Source organism: Clostridium sp. UBA7503, assembly GCF_002477055.1.
Lineage (GTDB): Bacteria > Bacillota > Clostridia > Clostridiales > Clostridiaceae > Clostridium_J > Clostridium_J sulfidigenes.
The window spans coordinates 118,201-136,293 of sequence record NZ_DLNT01000045.1; the positions used below are offsets into that span (position 1 = coordinate 118,201).

General features: G+C 31.6%; 16 protein-coding genes. 3 read left to right on the top strand and 13 right to left on the bottom strand.

The window, feature by feature from the left end; genetic code table 11:
* Window positions 1-122: 122 nt before the first annotated feature.
* From B3630_RS12535 to B3630_RS12555, 5 genes are all read right to left on the bottom strand, one after another.
* A complete protein-coding gene (locus tag B3630_RS12535; protein ID WP_346898650.1) occupies window positions 123-1,721 on the bottom strand; it encodes a response regulator transcription factor in 1,599 nt (532 codons plus the stop codon).
* Window positions 1,708-3,528: a sensor histidine kinase gene (locus B3630_RS12540; RefSeq protein WP_346898652.1), complete on the bottom strand. Its 1,821-nt coding sequence runs from the start codon at window positions 3,526-3,528 to the stop codon at window positions 1,708-1,710. Before B3630_RS12540 ends, B3630_RS12535 begins: the two co-directional genes overlap by 14 nt.
* On the bottom strand, window positions 3,525-5,054 hold the full coding sequence (locus B3630_RS12545; protein WP_346898654.1) for an ABC transporter substrate-binding protein: 1,530 nt from the start codon (window positions 5,052-5,054) through the stop codon (window positions 3,525-3,527). Before B3630_RS12545 ends, B3630_RS12540 begins: the two co-directional genes overlap by 4 nt.
* Window positions 5,055-5,215: 161 nt before the next feature.
* Window positions 5,216-5,452 (bottom strand): hypothetical protein, encoded by a 237-nt coding sequence (locus B3630_RS12550; RefSeq protein WP_150844996.1) that lies wholly within the window; start codon window positions 5,450-5,452, stop codon window positions 5,216-5,218.
* Window positions 5,453-5,686: 234 nt separating this feature from the next.
* Window positions 5,687-6,061 (bottom strand): PH domain-containing protein, encoded by a 375-nt coding sequence (locus B3630_RS12555; protein WP_346898656.1) that lies wholly within the window; start codon window positions 6,059-6,061, stop codon window positions 5,687-5,689.
* Window positions 6,062-6,346: 285 nt separating this feature from the next.
* Between B3630_RS12555 and B3630_RS12560 the strand changes: the two genes are divergently transcribed.
* On the top strand, window positions 6,347-7,405 hold the full coding sequence (locus tag B3630_RS12560) for a lactonase family protein (RefSeq protein WP_346898658.1): 1,059 nt from the start codon (window positions 6,347-6,349) through the stop codon (window positions 7,403-7,405).
* Window positions 7,406-7,495: 90 nt separating this feature from the next.
* On the opposite strand, the gene B3630_RS12565 is transcribed toward B3630_RS12560, so the two are convergent.
* The 4 genes from B3630_RS12565 to B3630_RS12580 form a co-directional block, all read right to left on the bottom strand.
* Entirely contained in the window at window positions 7,496-8,233 is a 738-nt protein-coding gene (locus B3630_RS12565; protein ID WP_346898660.1) for a ferritin-like domain-containing protein, read from the bottom strand.
* A 160-nt stretch (window positions 8,234-8,393) separates the two neighbouring features.
* Window positions 8,394-9,161 carry an ABC transporter ATP-binding protein gene (locus B3630_RS12570; RefSeq protein WP_346898662.1) on the bottom strand — a complete coding sequence of 256 codons (768 nt, stop codon included), beginning with the start codon at window positions 9,159-9,161 and terminating at the stop codon, window positions 8,394-8,396.
* On the bottom strand, window positions 9,162-9,971 hold the full coding sequence (gene cbiQ, locus B3630_RS12575; protein ID WP_346898664.1) for a cobalt ECF transporter T component CbiQ: 810 nt from the start codon (window positions 9,969-9,971) through the stop codon (window positions 9,162-9,164). It lies immediately after the preceding gene.
* A 14-nt stretch (window positions 9,972-9,985) separates the two neighbouring features.
* Complete coding sequence (locus tag B3630_RS12580) at window positions 9,986-11,086, bottom strand: energy-coupling factor ABC transporter permease (RefSeq protein ID WP_346898666.1); 1,101 nt, start codon at window positions 11,084-11,086, stop codon at window positions 9,986-9,988.
* Window positions 11,087-11,361: 275 nt separating this feature from the next.
* Between B3630_RS12580 and B3630_RS12585 the strand changes: the two genes are divergently transcribed.
* On the top strand, window positions 11,362-11,574 hold the full coding sequence (locus B3630_RS12585; protein ID WP_346898668.1) for a DUF3955 domain-containing protein: 213 nt from the start codon (window positions 11,362-11,364) through the stop codon (window positions 11,572-11,574).
* A 138-nt stretch (window positions 11,575-11,712) separates the two neighbouring features.
* Here B3630_RS12585 and B3630_RS12590 read toward each other — a convergent pair whose 3' ends face one another.
* The 3 genes from B3630_RS12590 to hypB form a co-directional block, all read right to left on the bottom strand.
* Entirely contained in the window at window positions 11,713-12,699 is a 987-nt protein-coding gene (locus B3630_RS12590; RefSeq protein WP_346898670.1) for a DUF5692 family protein, read from the bottom strand.
* 65 nt (window positions 12,700-12,764) lie between these two features.
* Window positions 12,765-15,443 carry an FAD-dependent oxidoreductase gene (locus B3630_RS12595; RefSeq protein WP_346898672.1) on the bottom strand — a complete coding sequence of 893 codons (2,679 nt, stop codon included), beginning with the start codon at window positions 15,441-15,443 and terminating at the stop codon, window positions 12,765-12,767.
* A gap of 241 nt (window positions 15,444-15,684) precedes the next feature.
* The gene (gene hypB / locus B3630_RS12600; RefSeq protein WP_346898674.1) at window positions 15,685-16,356 is read right to left on the bottom strand and encodes a hydrogenase nickel incorporation protein HypB; all 672 of its coding nucleotides are present in this window, start codon (window positions 16,354-16,356) and stop codon (window positions 15,685-15,687) included.
* 268 nt (window positions 16,357-16,624) lie between these two features.
* On the opposite strand from hypB, the gene B3630_RS12605 reads away from it, so the two are divergent.
* Complete coding sequence (locus tag B3630_RS12605; protein ID WP_346898676.1) at window positions 16,625-17,233, top strand: TetR/AcrR family transcriptional regulator; 609 nt, start codon at window positions 16,625-16,627, stop codon at window positions 17,231-17,233.
* A gap of 88 nt (window positions 17,234-17,321) precedes the next feature.
* On the opposite strand, the gene B3630_RS12610 is transcribed toward B3630_RS12605, so the two are convergent.
* A complete protein-coding gene (locus B3630_RS12610) occupies window positions 17,322-17,855 on the bottom strand; it encodes a GNAT family N-acetyltransferase (RefSeq protein WP_346898678.1) in 534 nt (177 codons plus the stop codon).
* Window positions 17,856-18,093: the final 238 nt, after the last annotated feature.

Sequence of the window (18,093 nt, forward strand, 5' to 3'; positions counted from 1 at the left end):
ATATATTAATATATTTGTATAGCATAATTGTATATATTTCTACATTTTTTTCACTAATCTTAATTTTATAAAAAAAAATACTACTTAACATAGTTAAATAGTATTAATGTGCTATACTTTATTTATTTTTGTATGGTATCTTTATATTGACCTACAGTTAATCCTGTTACTTTTTTAAAAGTCTTATAAAAATACTGTTGATCTGTAAATCCTACCCTTTGATAGATAATTTTCATACTGTCTTCACCTTTAATAATCATTTCCTTCGCCTTATCTATACGCAGATTGATAATATAAGAAGAAATATTTATTCCTGTCTCCTTTTTAAATAAAAATGATAGGTATTGTTTAGATAGATTAATATGAGTAGCGATATCTTCTAGGGTAACTTTACTAGAATAATTTTTTTCAATGTACTCCACAACTTTATTTATTATATATTTAGAATTCTGATCATCCCTTATTCTTAGAACTAACTGACATATCTCCTCTATAAATTTACACATCAGTTTTGATATAAACATAATTCTTGTAGAATCCATAATTTTATTGTAATACCCCTGATATAAGGAATCATAATCATTATCTTGAAAATATTCTTCATACCTTTCTAATATACTAACAATAATATTGCAATACATAAGTTTACATGTTAACTCAGATATTTTACAACCTTTTATTTTATTCTCTATAACCTCTATATGACTTTTTCCATCTTCTAGATTTCCTTCTTCTATAAAGTTTATAAGAATACTCTTAGATTGTTTTTCGAATTTCAACATATTTATATCTTTTAATTCTTTATATTCTCTAGTTTCCACTACAGAACCTAAAGGCAAATAGAATATATCTTTTGTTCTTTCCACATATTCCTTAAAATAATTTGGGAATTCTCTAAGCTCACTAAATATAGGTGTGTATATTACATCTAACTTAATATTAAAATATTGAATTACAGTGGATTTTATATATTTAATTACCTCTTGTACTTCACCAGATTTAATATCTTCTTTAGATATAAAATATATAAGTCCATCCTCCTGTTCCTTTAAAAGACATTGTATTTTTTCTTTAGAAAATATCCACGTTATAAGCTCTATCATAGCATTTTTCACATTTTCTCTTTCTTTAATGGAGGCAATAATATCATTAGCTTCAGGGAAGAAACCTAAAATAGAATATTTTCCTCCATAAATATTAAAGTCTACCTGTTTAAACCCCTCAAAATCTAATTCATCAAAGGAACTTGAACCATCTATAAGATAACCTATAAGCTGACTTTTAGTCTTCATTAAGGTTTCACTAGTCTTATCCTTACCTAGTGCATTCTTATTTATATTGTCTAAATTTCTTTTTACCTCTAGCATTGTACTTATAAGTTCCTCATCCTCTACCTCTGATTTAAGAATATAATTATTAGCTCCATATTTTAGAGCTTGTCTTACATTTGTAAAATCATCATAGCAGGTTAATACTAGTATTTGAGTTAAGCTATCTTCTTTTCTTACTTTTTCTGTTAACCATAAACCATCCTTCTTAGGCATTTTTATATCTGTTATAATCACATCTGGGTTAAATAGCTTATACATCTCATAGGCTTTTTCACCATTTGAAGCCTCACCTATAACTGTAAAGCCTATACTATTCCAATCTATTGTGGATTTTAATCCTACTCTTACAAGAACCTCATCATCTACAATTAAAACCTTATAAACTTTCATCACCCTCTTTATCTACTAAAAAGTCACCAGTAGTTTTCCTCATTATACTCCTAGGAATCGTCACCTTAACATAGGTACCTATTTTACTTCTATTTCCTATTTTAATTCCATATTCTTCACCGCAATAAAGCTTTATTCTTTCATTAACATTGTTTAATCCAACTTTACTAAATTTATTTACATCTTTCTCTTTAGCAAAGATTTTTTCTAAATCCTCTTCACTTATACCAGGTCCATTATCTTCTACAAGAATAATTAAGTTTTCACCTTCTATACATGCATTTATAGATATTTCCAATGGTTCCTCTTCTTCATCTTCTTTAATTCCATATATCAAAGAATTCTCTACAATGGGCTGTAAAATTAATTTCGGTATTGAGCAATTAAGGCAGTCTTCATGAATATTATAAATAATGTTAACTTTTTCATTGAATCTTAGATTTTGTATTTTAATATAATTCTTAACGTAATCAATCTCATCCTCTAGAGTAATCATTTCCTTTCCTAAGTTTATACTTACCCTTAGAAGTTTTATCAGTGAAGTTACTGCATTACTTACAGATTTATCCCCTTGTATCTTTGCCATCCACTTTATAGTATTTAATGTATTATACAGGAAGTGTGGATTAATCTGAGCATGCAATGTCTCAAGTTCTAACTCTTTTTTTATTCTTTCTTCTTCTACTAACTTATCAACAACTTCATTCATTTTCCCTATCATATTATTAAAGCTGTTTCCAAGTTCCCCTAACTCGTCAATTCTATCTATATTTATACGCACATTTAAATCTCCATCTTCAGCCTTCTTCATCATATTTCTCATACTCACCATGGGTTTTGAAATTTGAGACGAAAAGAATAAACAAATTATTATAGTTATAACTACATAAATTATTACACCTATTAACATATATCGTTGCATATTTGTAATTTCTTTGTATAGATACTCTTTGGTTACTATCTTTACGATCTTCCAATCTGTTGATGTAATATTAGAGTATATACATACCTTTTCAACATTATCATCAGTAAATTCTATTGAACCCATATCTATATTAGATGATAGAACTTCTTTTGCATAATTTTTTTCTTCTATATTCTTTCCTATAATTTCTTTATTAGGATGACTAATTATTTGACCCTTTTCATTGCAAATAAATAATTCGCTATTCTCCTCTGTAATTAAACTTTTATAAGAATCCTCTAATATGGTTTCATCTACATCAATAAATATTGTTCCCATATCCTTTAAGCTATTTAAGTCTATTATCTTTCTTCCTAAAGAAAAATAATTCTTAGGAATTTCTCCCGACAATATGTTAACTCTAACAGGAATTGTATCAAACCAAACTAACTCACCATGAGTGTTATTGATATTATTAATATCAATTACTTGCTTCACATAGGTTTTACTAGCCCCTACATTATAAATATTATGTTTAGTTGTAAGGTATATACTTTCCACCTCTTCATTTGTAGTACAAAAATTTCTAAGTATATTATTTAATTCCTCATGACTTTCAGTTGATGAGCCTTTCAAACTTTCTATAAAATCTCTATTAGTAACAACCATGTCTGATAGATCAGCAATGCTATCAATTATAAAATCAATATTGCTTCCGGCCTCATACACAGATTGTTTTGCAGATTCACTATACTTTGTAGTAATAATTGATTTCATCACATTGTTATAAATAATATATATAAATCCAATAGGTATAAATATTAATAGAATAAAAATAATTAGCAATTTGTTTCTAAAGCTCTTTCTAATCCATGAAGTTCTCATTTTATCCCCGCTCTTCATTGTAGTAAACTCAACTCTTTAAAAATTTTATCTGCTACTACCCTAGGATCTAAATCATTTTTAACCATGTCTCTTACATTATTAATAATTATTTGCTCTACAAAATAGAAGTTACTAATCTTAGATCTAAAATATACATTATCCTCTTTCCATACCTCTAGTAGTGCAGGTAAGTGGTTTAAATTACTTATTTCATTTGTATTATTCTTTACATTCTCTATGATGTTTTGTACATCCATACTATTGTACACAGATTTTCTCGGTGGCATGCTTCCACCTTCTGGTTCCCATAAAACCATACTTTGTGTCTGAGGTGCAGTAGCCCAAACTATAAATAACCAAGCAGCCTTCTTTTCAATTTCTGAAGCATCACTATTAATTCCGATTCCTGCTCCTCCATAGATATTAGCACTTCTCGCATTTCCATAGGGCAAGATGCTATAGCCAACCTTACCTGCCACTTTAGAAATATTATGATTTTCTACTACAGCTCCATTTTCATCCCAGTTTGCCATCATTGCGATTTCACCGTTTTTAAAAGCTTCCGCAGTATCCGTCCAATTCCAATTAATACTTTCTGGTGCACCTACTTCTACCATCTGTTTGTACATACTTAATCCCTCTTCAAGGTAATCATTTTTAACTGAAACTTTTTTTGGTTTTTCTACTCCTAATGTATTCACATAGGGATCATCAAAATAGTTTCCTCCATAGGATTCAAGGACATTAGAAAAATCGCAATATACTGAATTATGTAATTGAGCCATCTGTGCACTTCCATATTTAACTTCTTCATCTGGAACATTTTCATCAATCCATTTAGAAATAACACAATATCTTTGCCAAGTAAAATCTTTCTGTCCTGGAGTCCAATCAAATCCATTTTCCGCCATAAACTGTTCTCTATACTTTTCAAAAATATCTTTTCTATAGAAGAAAATCATAGTTGTAGTATCAAAAGGTATGGCACATAACTTAGTTTTATCACCAAAGTAAGATGAAATATTTACCTGATCATCAAAGAAATCCTCCATACCACCTGGTATATGAGGCATTCTAGGATCATTATTATATAAGTTTAAATCCTCTAGATTATTATGAAACCTATTAAGCGTTTGATATGGATCTACATAAACAAGTTGAAATTTTCCTCTTTCAGATATAAAATCATTATTTATTTTATTTATCATTGTAGTATAATCCATTGGTCTAATGTTCACTCTAATACCTGTTTTTTCAGTAAACTTTCTACACTCCCTAGAAAGAATATTAGCATTTATATTATTTTCTACTACAAAATTTAGGGTAGTACCTTGAAATTCTCTCCAATCAAATCCCTCTGGTGTTTCTATATTAGGTAGTTCTTTGTCCCATGGATAAAATGGTGCTTTAATTTTATTACTAATTAATTGATCATCTTTAGACTTAGCCGTTATTATGTTTTCGCTATAAGTAGCTAAACAAAGCATTATTACAGCCATAATTACAATGAAAATATAAATCCTTTTATTCCTAATAATAATCACCTTCCCCCTTTGTTTTTATATAAAATAATATTTCATTTAGCTACATTATACATAATAATTCTACATATTTAAATGATTAAATCACTATTTCTTCATTAAAATGCTACTCTATTAAAAAATATTTAAAAAAGAACCCTCATAATGAGAGTTCTTCAATTAACCTATTTTTCTTTTAATGATTCTGGTAACAATTCTTCAATCTTGTTTACAGGTATACCATTTCTAAATTTAACATCCATTCCACAAACTACAGCATAAAATCTAGCATATACCTGTTGAATTTCTTCAACTTCTGGTGAATCTGTTCGATATGAAAAGTATAAATTAGTTAATTCAATGGCAACATCATATTCATTCCTTTGTATTGGTGTTGATTTCAACTTCATGTCTTCTTCCATCTAATCACCCCCTATTATTATTTTACATTAATTCCCACAGAAATGCAATAAAGGATAATAAGCCAGTTTGTAGATAATAAATTTTAAGGTAATGTTTATAAAAGTTAAAGCCGCTACTTAAAAACTTAAATAACGGCTGTTTATTAAATATCAGAATTGTATCACTGCAACCTACGATGTGGAATAAATTAATAAAGAAAATTTAAAGCTTTTTCACTTTACATATGTCTATGATTATCCTTTTAAAAGTGCGTTAGCTATCAACATATCTAGTTTACGGACATCTACTCCCTTTTGTAGATTTACTTTTATTTGACCAGCTCTAGTCCATAATTCAACTTCTGCACTAAGGTCAAAAAGTTTCCCTGCATTTTCAGTAGACCACATGTTAATAGAAGAGTAAGGCAATGAATAAACCTCTACTTTCTTACCAGTAAGCCCTTGTGCATCTCTTACAATTAGTCTTTTATTAGTAAAAATTGCACTATCTCGGAATGTTTTATAAGCAGCAATCCCTACTTCTCCTTCCACCAATAAATCATTAACGTCATTTGGAATTGGACATTCAGATACTAGTGTCCATGTTAATATACCTTGCGTTTCTGCCATTTCATTTACCTCCTATAAGTAAATCCTTGTATCTATTTACTATTCTGCATTTATATACAAAAACCTTCCTCAATAAATAATTTTTTCAGACTTTTATAAAAGTATTAGATCCACTACATCTATTAATGACATTAATAGATGTAGCTGTAATAAGCTCTATAACTTCTAGTATTAATATTTAATCAATGCACTTTTCAATTAATAGAGTTCTCTTTTATAAATCATGCATATAATGAATTATAGTTAAATTGTAAGTTTTACAAAGTTTTAAAGGAGATTGATAAAATGTCTTATAATAAAAGTAATTATATCAGCATGGTATTTTCTATGACTAATGAATTAAGTAACAGTGTTGTTGCTTTTGTGCGGAATCGTATAGGAATTCTATCTTGTCCCAAAGTATATAAAACGGGTGGAAATGGTACAGGCTTACAACAAGTGGATCCTCTAGAATCTCAAGGGTCCATTGCTTTATCACTCGATGGTAATTTTCTCTTTGTAGTTAACGCTGGTAGTAATAGCATAAGTAGTTTTCGTGTATGTCAATGCGGGCTTACTCTTGTTGATGTAGTACCTTCAGGTGGAATTTTTCCTAACAGCTTAACTGTAAATAACAACAACCTTTATGTAACCAATTCTGGTAATTCTCCTCAGTGTCCTGCCAATGTTACTGGTTTCCATATTGAATCAAACGGATGTCTTAGAATTATACGTGGCTCTCAAAGACCCTTGAGTTCTGATGCTGCTAAAGCAAGATGTATTGTTTCAAGTCCTTACTGTGATAAACTTGTTGTAAGTGAAGGAGAAACTAATAATCTCAGTGTTTATAAAGTAAAGTGTAATGGAAGTCTAGCAGGTCCAATTATAACTCCTTCAAATGGTGTAGGTCCTTTTGGCTCAGCTTATCTTAATAATAATCTTTTAATAGTTAGTGAAGTAGGCCCAAATGCGCTATCATCCTACCATGTTACAACCAATGGTATTCTTAATGTTATTAGTGGCTCTGTATTAAATAATCAAACAGCAACTTGTTGGGTTTCTGTTAATCCTAATGAAACCTATGCTTACACCTCTAACACTGGTACTAGTACAATAACTCTCTATCGAATTAATAATGATGGAACTTTAACTGTTGTTGAAAGCAGACCAAGTACACCTAATGGAACAGGTGCTCCAATTGATAGTGGAATAGATAGATGTGGTCAAAACTTTTATGCTTTAAATGGTGGAGAAGGTTCAATCAGTGTGTTTAGAATTAATAAAAATGGACACTTAGTTCTGTTGCAAATATATCAAGATACAAAATTACCACAAATCGGTGCACAAGGAATAGCAGTAATCTAAATGTAAATTGAGTATGATAAGCTCATACAAAAAACAAAATGCGATAACTTAAATACTAAGATATCGCATTTGACTTTTTAGCTTCGTACTCTAGTAATAATAGTAACCCCTTGTCACTTTACTTTCTGCAAGCAGTTTAGATGCACCTGTCCTTTCCCACTCTTCCACCTGTTCAATTGCTTCCTGTGGAGCTTTTCCCAGACCAACAAGGACACCTGATAGGATAAATTCTTGATATAAGTGTTCAGGATTAATCCCTTCTCTAGCTTCTGCTAAAGCACGAGTTACTAATGGAGTTATATACCTTACCCAGTCATCTGGTGTAAACCCAGAAGTATCTTGCATTGAACGTCTATTCATAGATGGACTTCCCATACTTCTGTTTAAAGTAAACAGATAGTTATATTTTGAAGAATGTTTTAATTCATCTGTAATTATATCAAATAAGACATCTCTCTGTGGACCCATACCTAAAGCCCTTCTAATATCTCTATATCTTTCTACCGCTCTTAGCTCTCCGAATAAAGCCTTTTTAATACCATCTATATATGACTCTGGTCTTTCAAAAGATTCATCCTCTACAGTTGGAACCTCCATACCTGTAAAATCCTTATAAATTTTTCTAAACTCTCTATTATGTCTACGTTCATCATCTCTTATAGCCGTTATAATGTCTTTTTCTTCCATAGTAGGTGCCATACTTATAAGAAATCCATAAAAAAGTTCATCTTCTCTTTCACCTTGAACTGACTCTTTTACTCTCTCAAGCGCCTCTTGTAACTGAGTATTATACATCATTTGATCATCTACTCTAGGCTTAATATACACTAAAATTTCCTCCAGAAATAATAATTCAATAATATACTATGCTACGTATATATAAATGTGAATCTAGGCTTTTACAATTTTTCTCTCACTGCATATATTTTTAATCATAATCCTCTCTTTTCTTATAACAACCCTATCTACAGGTTCTAACGTTTATATGCTATAGAGATCTTTTTTTTGAAGCTCCACAAATAGGACAATTCTGGAGTGAAAGAGGTATTTCTAATCCACAGTCATTTAATAAATCCGCGTTACTTAAAATATCCACTGTGTTTCCATCTGCAGCAATTTCACCTTCTTTTATCACGATAACCCTTTTAGATGTATCAAATATCATATCTAAATCATGACTAGTTATTATCTTTGTATGCTGAAAGCCTTTTAATAAATTGATTAATCTTCGTCTTGATTTAGGATCTAAAGCTGCTGTTGGCTCATCCATAACTAATACATCTGGTTCCATTGATAGAACTGATGCAATTGCAGCAGCTCGCTTTTCTCCACTTGATAATTTAAAGGGTGCTCTATCTTTCAAGTGAGATATTCCTACTAACTCTAAAGCCCTTGCAACTTTGATTTCAACTTCTTTTTCATCGAAGTTATAATTTCGTGGTCCAAAAGCCACATCATCATATACAGTTGTCATAAACAACTGATCATCAGGATCTTGAAAAACCATTCCTAACTTCTGACGAATCAAGGGTAATGTTTTTTTTGTTACATCCACATCTCCTATGACCACCTCTCCGTTGTTTGGAAAGAGAACTCCCATCAAAAGCATCAATAGTGTGGACTTTCCTGCACCATTGGCACCAATAATTCCCACAGATTCACCGTGATGGATTGTGAATGATATATTTTTTACTGCTACATGTCCATCAGGATAAGAAAAATGTAAGTTACTTACCTCAAGTTTATGACAACTCATCTATTTAATCACCCCCGTAATTAATGAACCTATAAGCATAGGTATATTATAAATTCTTGCTAAAATGAAAAATATGCTCCAACCTGCTAAATACGCAAAATCACTAAAGCTTAATTTTTTAATATTTCCTGTATTATACTCACCTGTAAAGCCTCTCATATTCATAGATTGATATACCCGTTGTGCCCTATCGAATGTCCTAAGTATCAACTGCCCTGCAAAAGAACCCCAAACATTTCTTTGTATGCCCTTTTGTCCAGGCGCCCTAAGGAAATACGCTCTCATCATTCTAGAAACCTCTTCTATAAGCACAGATATATATCTATATGTTAATAATAACTGTAATACAAAGATTTTAGGAACCTTCAGCATACGCAATGCTACAGCCAATTTATCCATTCCTGTAGTTGCAATTAATAAAATACTAACAGTCACCGTTAACCCACATTTTACGAAAATAGATAAAAATATTACCCATCCTCTTGAAATAACAATACCTCCTAGAGCCATTGTATTATGATTAAATAAGGGATTTAATATACCAATTCCAATAATAAAAGGCTCTACAAGTAATAGTCTTTTAAGGATTGGAACAACTGGCAGCTCTGCTAACACAAAAATAACCACAGGATAGAAAATAAAAGACAAAAGACTACTAATTTCATATCTTCCAAATGATACAACTACAGTTAGATAAACAATTGTAGTTAATAACTTTGTAATGGGATGAAGCCTATGTATTGTGGTTTCTTTCCCTGCTAAATCATCTAGAAGTCTCATATTATAAAGAGAATTTATTACTTTTGCCATGTAAAATCAAATCCTTATTGTAGAATTTTACTGGTGGGTTCATTACCACCTAGCTTATTTTTATTATTAAACCTTTCTTTTCTTTTTTTAACTAAGCTGATAATAAATCCTGTGAATGCTGCCAGTGCAAGTGTCAGTATTCCACCAACAATGCCTGAAACACTTGTTCCAGCACTAACTGCAGGCCATTGCTCTTCAACTTCTACAGCTGTTTCTTCTTTGCTTTCATCTTCCTTTGCCTTAAAACTGTAATCAGGCAAAAACGCTATCTTACTTTGTATTTTTGATAATGTATTATGAATTCCATCTGGTGTTTCAAATTCTGCTGTTCCTGAAGTTTTTTCCATAGCCCATTCCAATCCATCAGGATTTGAAGATGCAAACCAAGAAAGCGTTCCGCCAACTAAAACTACTCCAATTACCAGGCTAGTAAGTATCTTTTTCATAGATATATTACCAAGAGCTTCTCCTTTAGCTGCCTTTTCTAGAATTTCTGGTCTAGCCTTCCATACAAAAGTAACAATTGCTGATGTAACAAACCCTTCAGCTACTCCGATCGCCAGATGTATTGGTTGCATTAACAATAAAAAGGTTCCAAAAGGCAATTCAGTCTTTCCAGACATAAGAGTCTGAAGTACAACGCTAAAAGCTCCTATTTGAAGACCAACTATAGTAGACGCCATTGAAGCGCTAAAAATCTTCTTAGTAGTAATCCCTTTACGTGTAAACCATTTATAAATTAAAGGGTATGCTATAAAACAAGTATAAAATCCAAGATTAAATACGTTGCAACCATAGGCAAGTAACCCACCATCTCCAAAGAACAGTGCTTGAATTAACAAAACAGAAGCCATAGTTAAGAATCCCGCATAGGGCCCTAATAATATTGCAAGTAGTATTCCTCCTCCAATGTGTCCACTAGAACCAGTACCAGGGATTGAAAAATTAATCATTTGTGCTGCAAAAACAAAGGCTCCCATTACCCCCATTAATGGGATTTTTTTTTCATCCATATCATTCTGGATTTTTTTAATTGAATAAGCTGTAATTCCAGTCGTAGCAGCCAACATAGTTCCTCCTACCACTGGTGAAATCAAAGCATCAGCCATGTGCATAATATCCACTCCTTTACAAAATAAAATGCCTCAAAAAGTCAAGCATTTAAAACCATCTATCTTATCTCCTCTGTTGTAAATTGAAACGCAACCCTTCCGATATCAGCTAGGTTGTATTAATAATAATAAATATTTATTGTAAATCAATAAATATTTATTGACAATTCTACTTTTCAAGTATAAAATGATATTAAAAGGTACAGAATTTACAAAGTACTTAATTACAAACGAAAAATTAATCTTAAGTACAAAAATTTATAGGAGGAAAATTAAAAATGAAAAAATATTTATTTAGTATTCTTTTAGTAGTAGCTAGTATAGCGTGTTTTACAATATTTAATGTAGTAGGTTCCGAAGTCTTGCCAGATGGAACTCTATCTGAACCATTCTTTCTTATACCAATAGGATTTTTATTTGCTGGCATAGCTATTATATCAGCAATAATAATTTTTGTAGTATCTAAATTTGTAAACAACAATAACCAATAAGTGTGTAATCTATTATTTTCAATTAATAGATACGTATTAGAAACTTAATTATTGTATATTGTGTTATCTTAATAGTTCTAGATAGCAAAAATAGGCCTACAGGCCTATTTTTGCCTTCTATAATCATAATATATCGCTTTACATCATCATTTTAATTTCTTTAAACTCATCAAGATCAGTATAAAGTTCTCCCCTGTATGGATTTCTCTTAGTTTTCCTTATTTTATATATCATATAAACAAATACAGCTATGTTACTTGCAAGAGCTATAGCTCCTAAAATTGTATAAATAGTAGTATTGTAAGTTGATTTAACTACAAACATTCCTGTATCCTGGAAATTTGGAAAAGTTTGAGCAAACATGCACCATATAGCTAATGTCTGAGCTCTATGCTGTAGCCAAGCACCTTTTCCAACAGTAAATGCACATAGAGTTGGCGCAATAAGTAATGCTAAGCCTGCGTACCAAGAATGAGTAGGTATGCAATTATAAGTATATACAAAATTCCATAAATCATATGCAATAATCCAGAACCAAAGCATATCAGGCCATAGCATATCCTTACTTTTGTCCTTTCTAGTTTGTTTTCTAATTACTATTCCAAACCAACCAGTTATAGCAATGATATTTAGTATACCAGCCGCTGCATTCATATAATTCCAAGGACCACCCATTACACCTACTACTTCACCTTCAATAGCTCCTGAATTCATCATCCAATAAGTGGATCCAACTTCAATATCTCTTGCCACTGCTTCTATAATGTTAATAGCTAGAATCAACGGTGGAAAGCATAGTGCAATTTTATTATCAGCTAGTCTCCAAACAACCTCACCAGTAATTTTATCCTTTTTCTCGATATGACGAATACACCAAAATCCAATACATCCTGCTGTTGCAGAATAAACTTTAGCTAGATGGAACCAGTCAGTATAGGTAACATCCTTTAAAACAGTCATCCAAACAACTGTTAAAATAATTGGCAAAATAACAAAACTAAAAAATCCTGCCCACTTCTGTCTTCTAGAAAACTCATTGAATAAAAACAAACCTGCAAAAACTACAAACCACATTCCCCATGCAGAAAACATTGTTGCTCCTTCAACATAATTAAATTCAAACATTTATTTCACCCTCTACCCCAATTTAAATTTAAAATTACTTTATAAAATTTTTATAGTTAACTAAGTTATTTAAAAAGTTTCTTTATTTTTTTAGTTGTAATTTTCACTTTCCGTTTGAGAACTTGCTTTATAACTACAGGCTTCAGATCCTCATAGGCTACACCCTCGCCATCATATTTTCTTACAAGAGAAATAGCATCAAACTTACATTTAGTTGTACATTGACCGCAGCCTACACACAGGAATTCATCTACAACAGTTGCCCCACAGCTAAGACAACGTTCTGTTTCCCTTTTTATCTGGTCTTCAGTAAATGTTTCACGTAAGTCCTTAAAAGTATTTCTTGATTTACTTCCATCAACATGTCCCACACTCTGTCTCGGAGTACTATCATATCCTTGAAGTTCTAAATTTTCCTTATCTAAAGCATGATACTCTTTTCTATCTCGACCAATAATCAAACTTTGTCCTGGCTGAACATAACGATGGATTGAAATTGCCCCTTCCTTACCTAAAGCAATAGCATCTATTGCGAACTTAGGTCCTGTTAATGCATCACCTCCAGCAAAAACATCAGGCTCACCTGTCTGTAGAGTAAGTGGATCAGCTTTAATAGTATTATTTCTATTTAATTCAATTTTACTGTCTGATAAAAGTTCTCCCCAATTCATTCCTTGGCCTATGGAAAGTAGTACATTATCAGCCTTAACTATAATGGTGTTTTTTTCATCATAAGATGGATTAAATCTTCCACTTTTATCAAACACAGAAATACATTTCTTGAATTCTACTCCCGTAGCACGACCATTCTCAACAATTACTCTCTTTGGTCCCCAAGAATTATTAATTTCAATATCCTCTGATAAGGCTTCTTCAATTTCCTCTGGAAGAGCAGGCATTTGTTCACGACTTTCCAAACAGTACATTTTAACTTGTGTTTTTCCAATTCTAGTAGCTGTTCTTGCAACATCTATAGCAACGTTACCACCACCGATTACGATTACATCGCCTTCAAGTTTTAACTCCTTACCCAAGTTAACATCTCTCATAAAGTCTATCCCTGTTATAACATTTTCAAAATTTTCACCTTCTATGCCAAGCTTTCTTCCCATACAAGCACCAATTGCAATATAAAAGGCTTTATAACCTTGATCCCTTAATTCATTAAGACTTATATCTCTTCCAACCTCAACCCCTGTCTTGAATTCAACGCCTAATTCTTTCAGTATGTCAATTTCAGCATTTATTACATTCTTTTCAAGCCTGAATGAAGGTATTCCTAAAGTTAACATTCCACCAAGAACATTTTCTTTTTCAAACACAGTTACTTTATATCCATCAATGGCTAAGTAGTATGCACAGCTAAGACCTGAAGGCCCTGCTCCCACAACAGCAATTTTTTTACCGTACTCGTGCTTACGTTTAGGCACATATCTATGATCAGTATTTAAATCTTGTTCAGCAATAAATTTTTTGATTTCATCAATAGCAACTGGATCATCAATATCTCCCCTAGTACAATCAGTTTCACACTTTCTTGGGCAAATACGTCCACATACTGCAGGAAACGGATTTTCTTGTTTAATAAGTTCAAGTGCTTCCCTATATCTTCCTTGAGAAGCAAGTTTAACATAACCTTGAACTGCAATATGAGCTGGACAATTGGTTTTACAAGGACTTGTACCTGTATCAACTACATCTTTTCTATTGGTTCTATAATCAGAATTCCATTTATCTGGACCCCACTCAGTATCTCGTGGAGTATCAATTCTCTTTATCTCAGTAGTTACTGGTGTTTTTGAACATAACTTTTGCCCCAATTGTAGTGCATTAACAGGACAATTTTGAACGCACTCTCCACAGGCAACACATTTCTCTTTGTCCACTTTAGAAACATAGTTTGAACGTACCATGTCAGCGTTAATAAACATACTAGCGGTTCTTAAAGCCAAACAAGAACATCCACAGCAATTACAAATAGCATGAGTTTTACCAGAACCATCTAAGTTAGGTATTTGATGCATTAATCCATTTTCTTCTGCTCTCTTAATAATTTCAAAGGCTTCTTCACGAGTAATCTGCCTACCTCTCTTCGTACGTATATAGTATTCTGCAGCATGCCCCATCTGAATGCACATGTCTTCCTTAAGGTGACCACAGCCTTCTCCCATAGCTTCTCTTGCTGTACGGCATGAACAATCAGCAACTGAGAAAATATCATTATCATTAAGATACTTAGAAACTTCCTCATAGGATGCTCTTCTAGTTTCACCTTCAATGGCATGTTCTATAGGTATAACACGCATAAGACCTACTCCTACAGGAAAACTTCCTGCTGTCTTAGGTCCTCTTACTCTTCCATAGGCTTCAAAAGCCCTAGGAATCTGAGGATACTTTTTAACATTATCCTTATTGTTAACCATCATTTCCATGATACCTGGAACCCAGGTCTCATACCAAAATGTATCTACTCCATTAATTTCATTTACAAAACAAACCCCTGCATCTGCTAATTTTAACAAAAGTTCTGTTGTTCTCTCTACAGATTTGCCACATAAAGGAGCAACATCTTTAGCAGTAACCTTTTTACGTATTTCCATACAAAGTACCACTTCAGCCATTTCTTCTGAAACAACAGGTTCAAGAATCATATACTCAGGATCTGTAGCTTTGATTTCATTTTTCGAGCCACGTTTCTTATTACTGATGTGATTTGCAAGATCAAGTACCTTTTCCTTGACCATATATTATCCCTCCCCAAAATAATTATATGTCATCATAAACAAAACTATAAACATCAGTGTTTACAATGAATTGCAAAGATGGCAAGAATCATTATTATTATTAACCATATTAAAATAATCAGCACTTTTAGGTTTTATTAAGTTATTAAAACAAAAGTAACCAAAGAAGCTGATTATTATATATAGTCAAAATATTTCAAGGTAAGTTTGTAATATTTTTAATGTTATGAATTATTTAAAGTTATTTATTTTCCCAACTATCTATTTGTCCACGTATCCAGTCAGCCCATTCTCCAATTCCCTCTCCAGTTTTAGCTGAAATTGGAATAACTTTAATATTGGGATTCAGTTTTTTTACCCTCTCTTTTACTGCCTCCATATCAAATTCAAAATAGTCCGCTGCATCTATTTTGTTGACTAATAAAACATCAACTATTGAAAACATTAAAGGATATTTTAAAGGCTTGTCATCTCCTTCTGGTATGCTTAGAATCATAGCATTTTTTGATGCACCAGTGTCAAATTCTGCAGGACACACTAAGTTTCCAACATTCTCCAATATTGCAAAATCAATGTTATCTGTTCCAAGACCTTTTAAACCTTGTCTAGTCATATCAGCATCAAGATGACACATTCCTCCTGTATGCAGTTGAATTACTTTAACTCCCGTCTGTGAAACCTTGTGTGCATCCACATCTGAATCAATATCAGCTTCTAAAATACCAATGTTCATTTCATTTTGAAGAGCTTCAATTGTTCTTAAAACAGTTGTTGTTTTCCCTGAACCAGGTGATGACATAAGATTTAATAAAAAGACTCCATCTTTTTTCAATTCTTCTCTAAGTAGCTCAGCCTGACGATCATTGTTGTCAAAAACACTTTGCTTAATTTCTAAAATTTTAAATGCCTCCATGTAAACTCTCCCCCATTTCATATTTAATTTTAGGTTACTTTATTAAAGTAGGTTACAATATATTATTACCAACTGTTCCACAATATAACATAACAGTTGTTATGTTTATAATATAATACACATCTACCTTTGTCAATGAATTAACATTCGAAATAATAAATATGTTATGAAAATGCAGACTATTTTGTCTTTAATGCAATAGTTCTATGATATGTGAACCATAATGTTGTAAAAATATGATATACTATTTTTAAATGGGGTGAATAAAATGAACGCTAATGAACCAAATGAAAAAAAGCAACATATTTTAGATGCTGCAATTAGTGTATTTATAGAAAACGGCTTTGAAGAAACAAGTATGCGTCAAATAGCCTCAGCTGCTGGACTTACTACTGGTGCAATATATCATCATTTTAAGAACAAGGACGAGTTATTTTACCACGCAGTAAAGGAAGCTATGTACTTTGCTCAAAAACTTTCTGAAAAAGATGAAAGTAGTAATCTTAAAAGCACTGAAAATATGTTAAATGAAATTAGTGATAAAGTTAGAGAACGTATGTCTAAGGTTAATGAGCAGCGCCTTTTAGTTTTATTAATAGGCTACGTATTATCCAAAGGTGGCTCTCTTAGTGAAAGCCTTAAACAAGATTATAATGAAATAATAAACAAGGTAGCAGATATGTACTTTTACGCATTTGGTATTGAAAATACTAAATGTAAAAAAAGTCTTGCTGCTATTTTAATAGCAGCTCTAGATGGTGTTGCAATGCAATATTCCCTGGGGGTTTTAAAACAGGACGATGAAGAATTTAAAGACACCTTTGTGAGATTTTTTGTAGAAAGCATTCCTACATTTATGCAAAAAAATAAATCCTAAGCTAGGTTACATAAAACAAGGATACTTGTAACTTTTAAATAGCATCCTTGTTTTTCTATTTTTAAAATAAATAAAATATGTGTGATTTTTATAATGAAAGCTCTAATTGGTAATCTCTTGGGTCATTTTCATATAGTTCTTTATTTATTTCCTCTGCTTCTTTACACCCTATTGAAAAATAAAAAGCAATTGTTTCCTCAGCAGAACCTGCACAAATATAAATTTTATCTAATTTCCACTCTCTTGCAACATTTGCAGAAAGTATGAATAAATTTTTTCCTATTCCTTTATTTCTATATTCTAAGGTTACGAAAAGTTGGTCTAATAAAACATAATTAAATTTTTTACCAAAAAATTCGCGATTAACTGTTGAAAACCCCAGTAATTTATTATTATCATCAAAAGCAGCAATGGCACTTCCACCACTTAAAATAGTTTTCTTCAAATTTCTTAGATGATATTCATAGCCATTTGGCCAATCACAATCTTGGTAATTTATTTCCACTAATTTACGTTTGCCATCCACATCTCTACATGCTTTTCCTACATATTGAGATGGATTCATTTTATTTATATACTCACATTCCTCTAATTCTAATTTTCTATATATAACATCTCCCATACTTCTACCTCCAAATGCTCATTCAAAATAATCTTATTCTATAACACCTTGAACGCCTTAAAAATTTTCTCTTGCCACTAATTTTTACAGTAACTTCACTTTTATATTTACTATTAACATAATACACATATTCTAGTAAAAATCCAACAACTCAAACTTCAGTAAAATCTGTATTCTCAATTAAAATTTTATTTTCAGTGAATAATTATAGAACAGTTATCCCAAAATAGTATAGAGA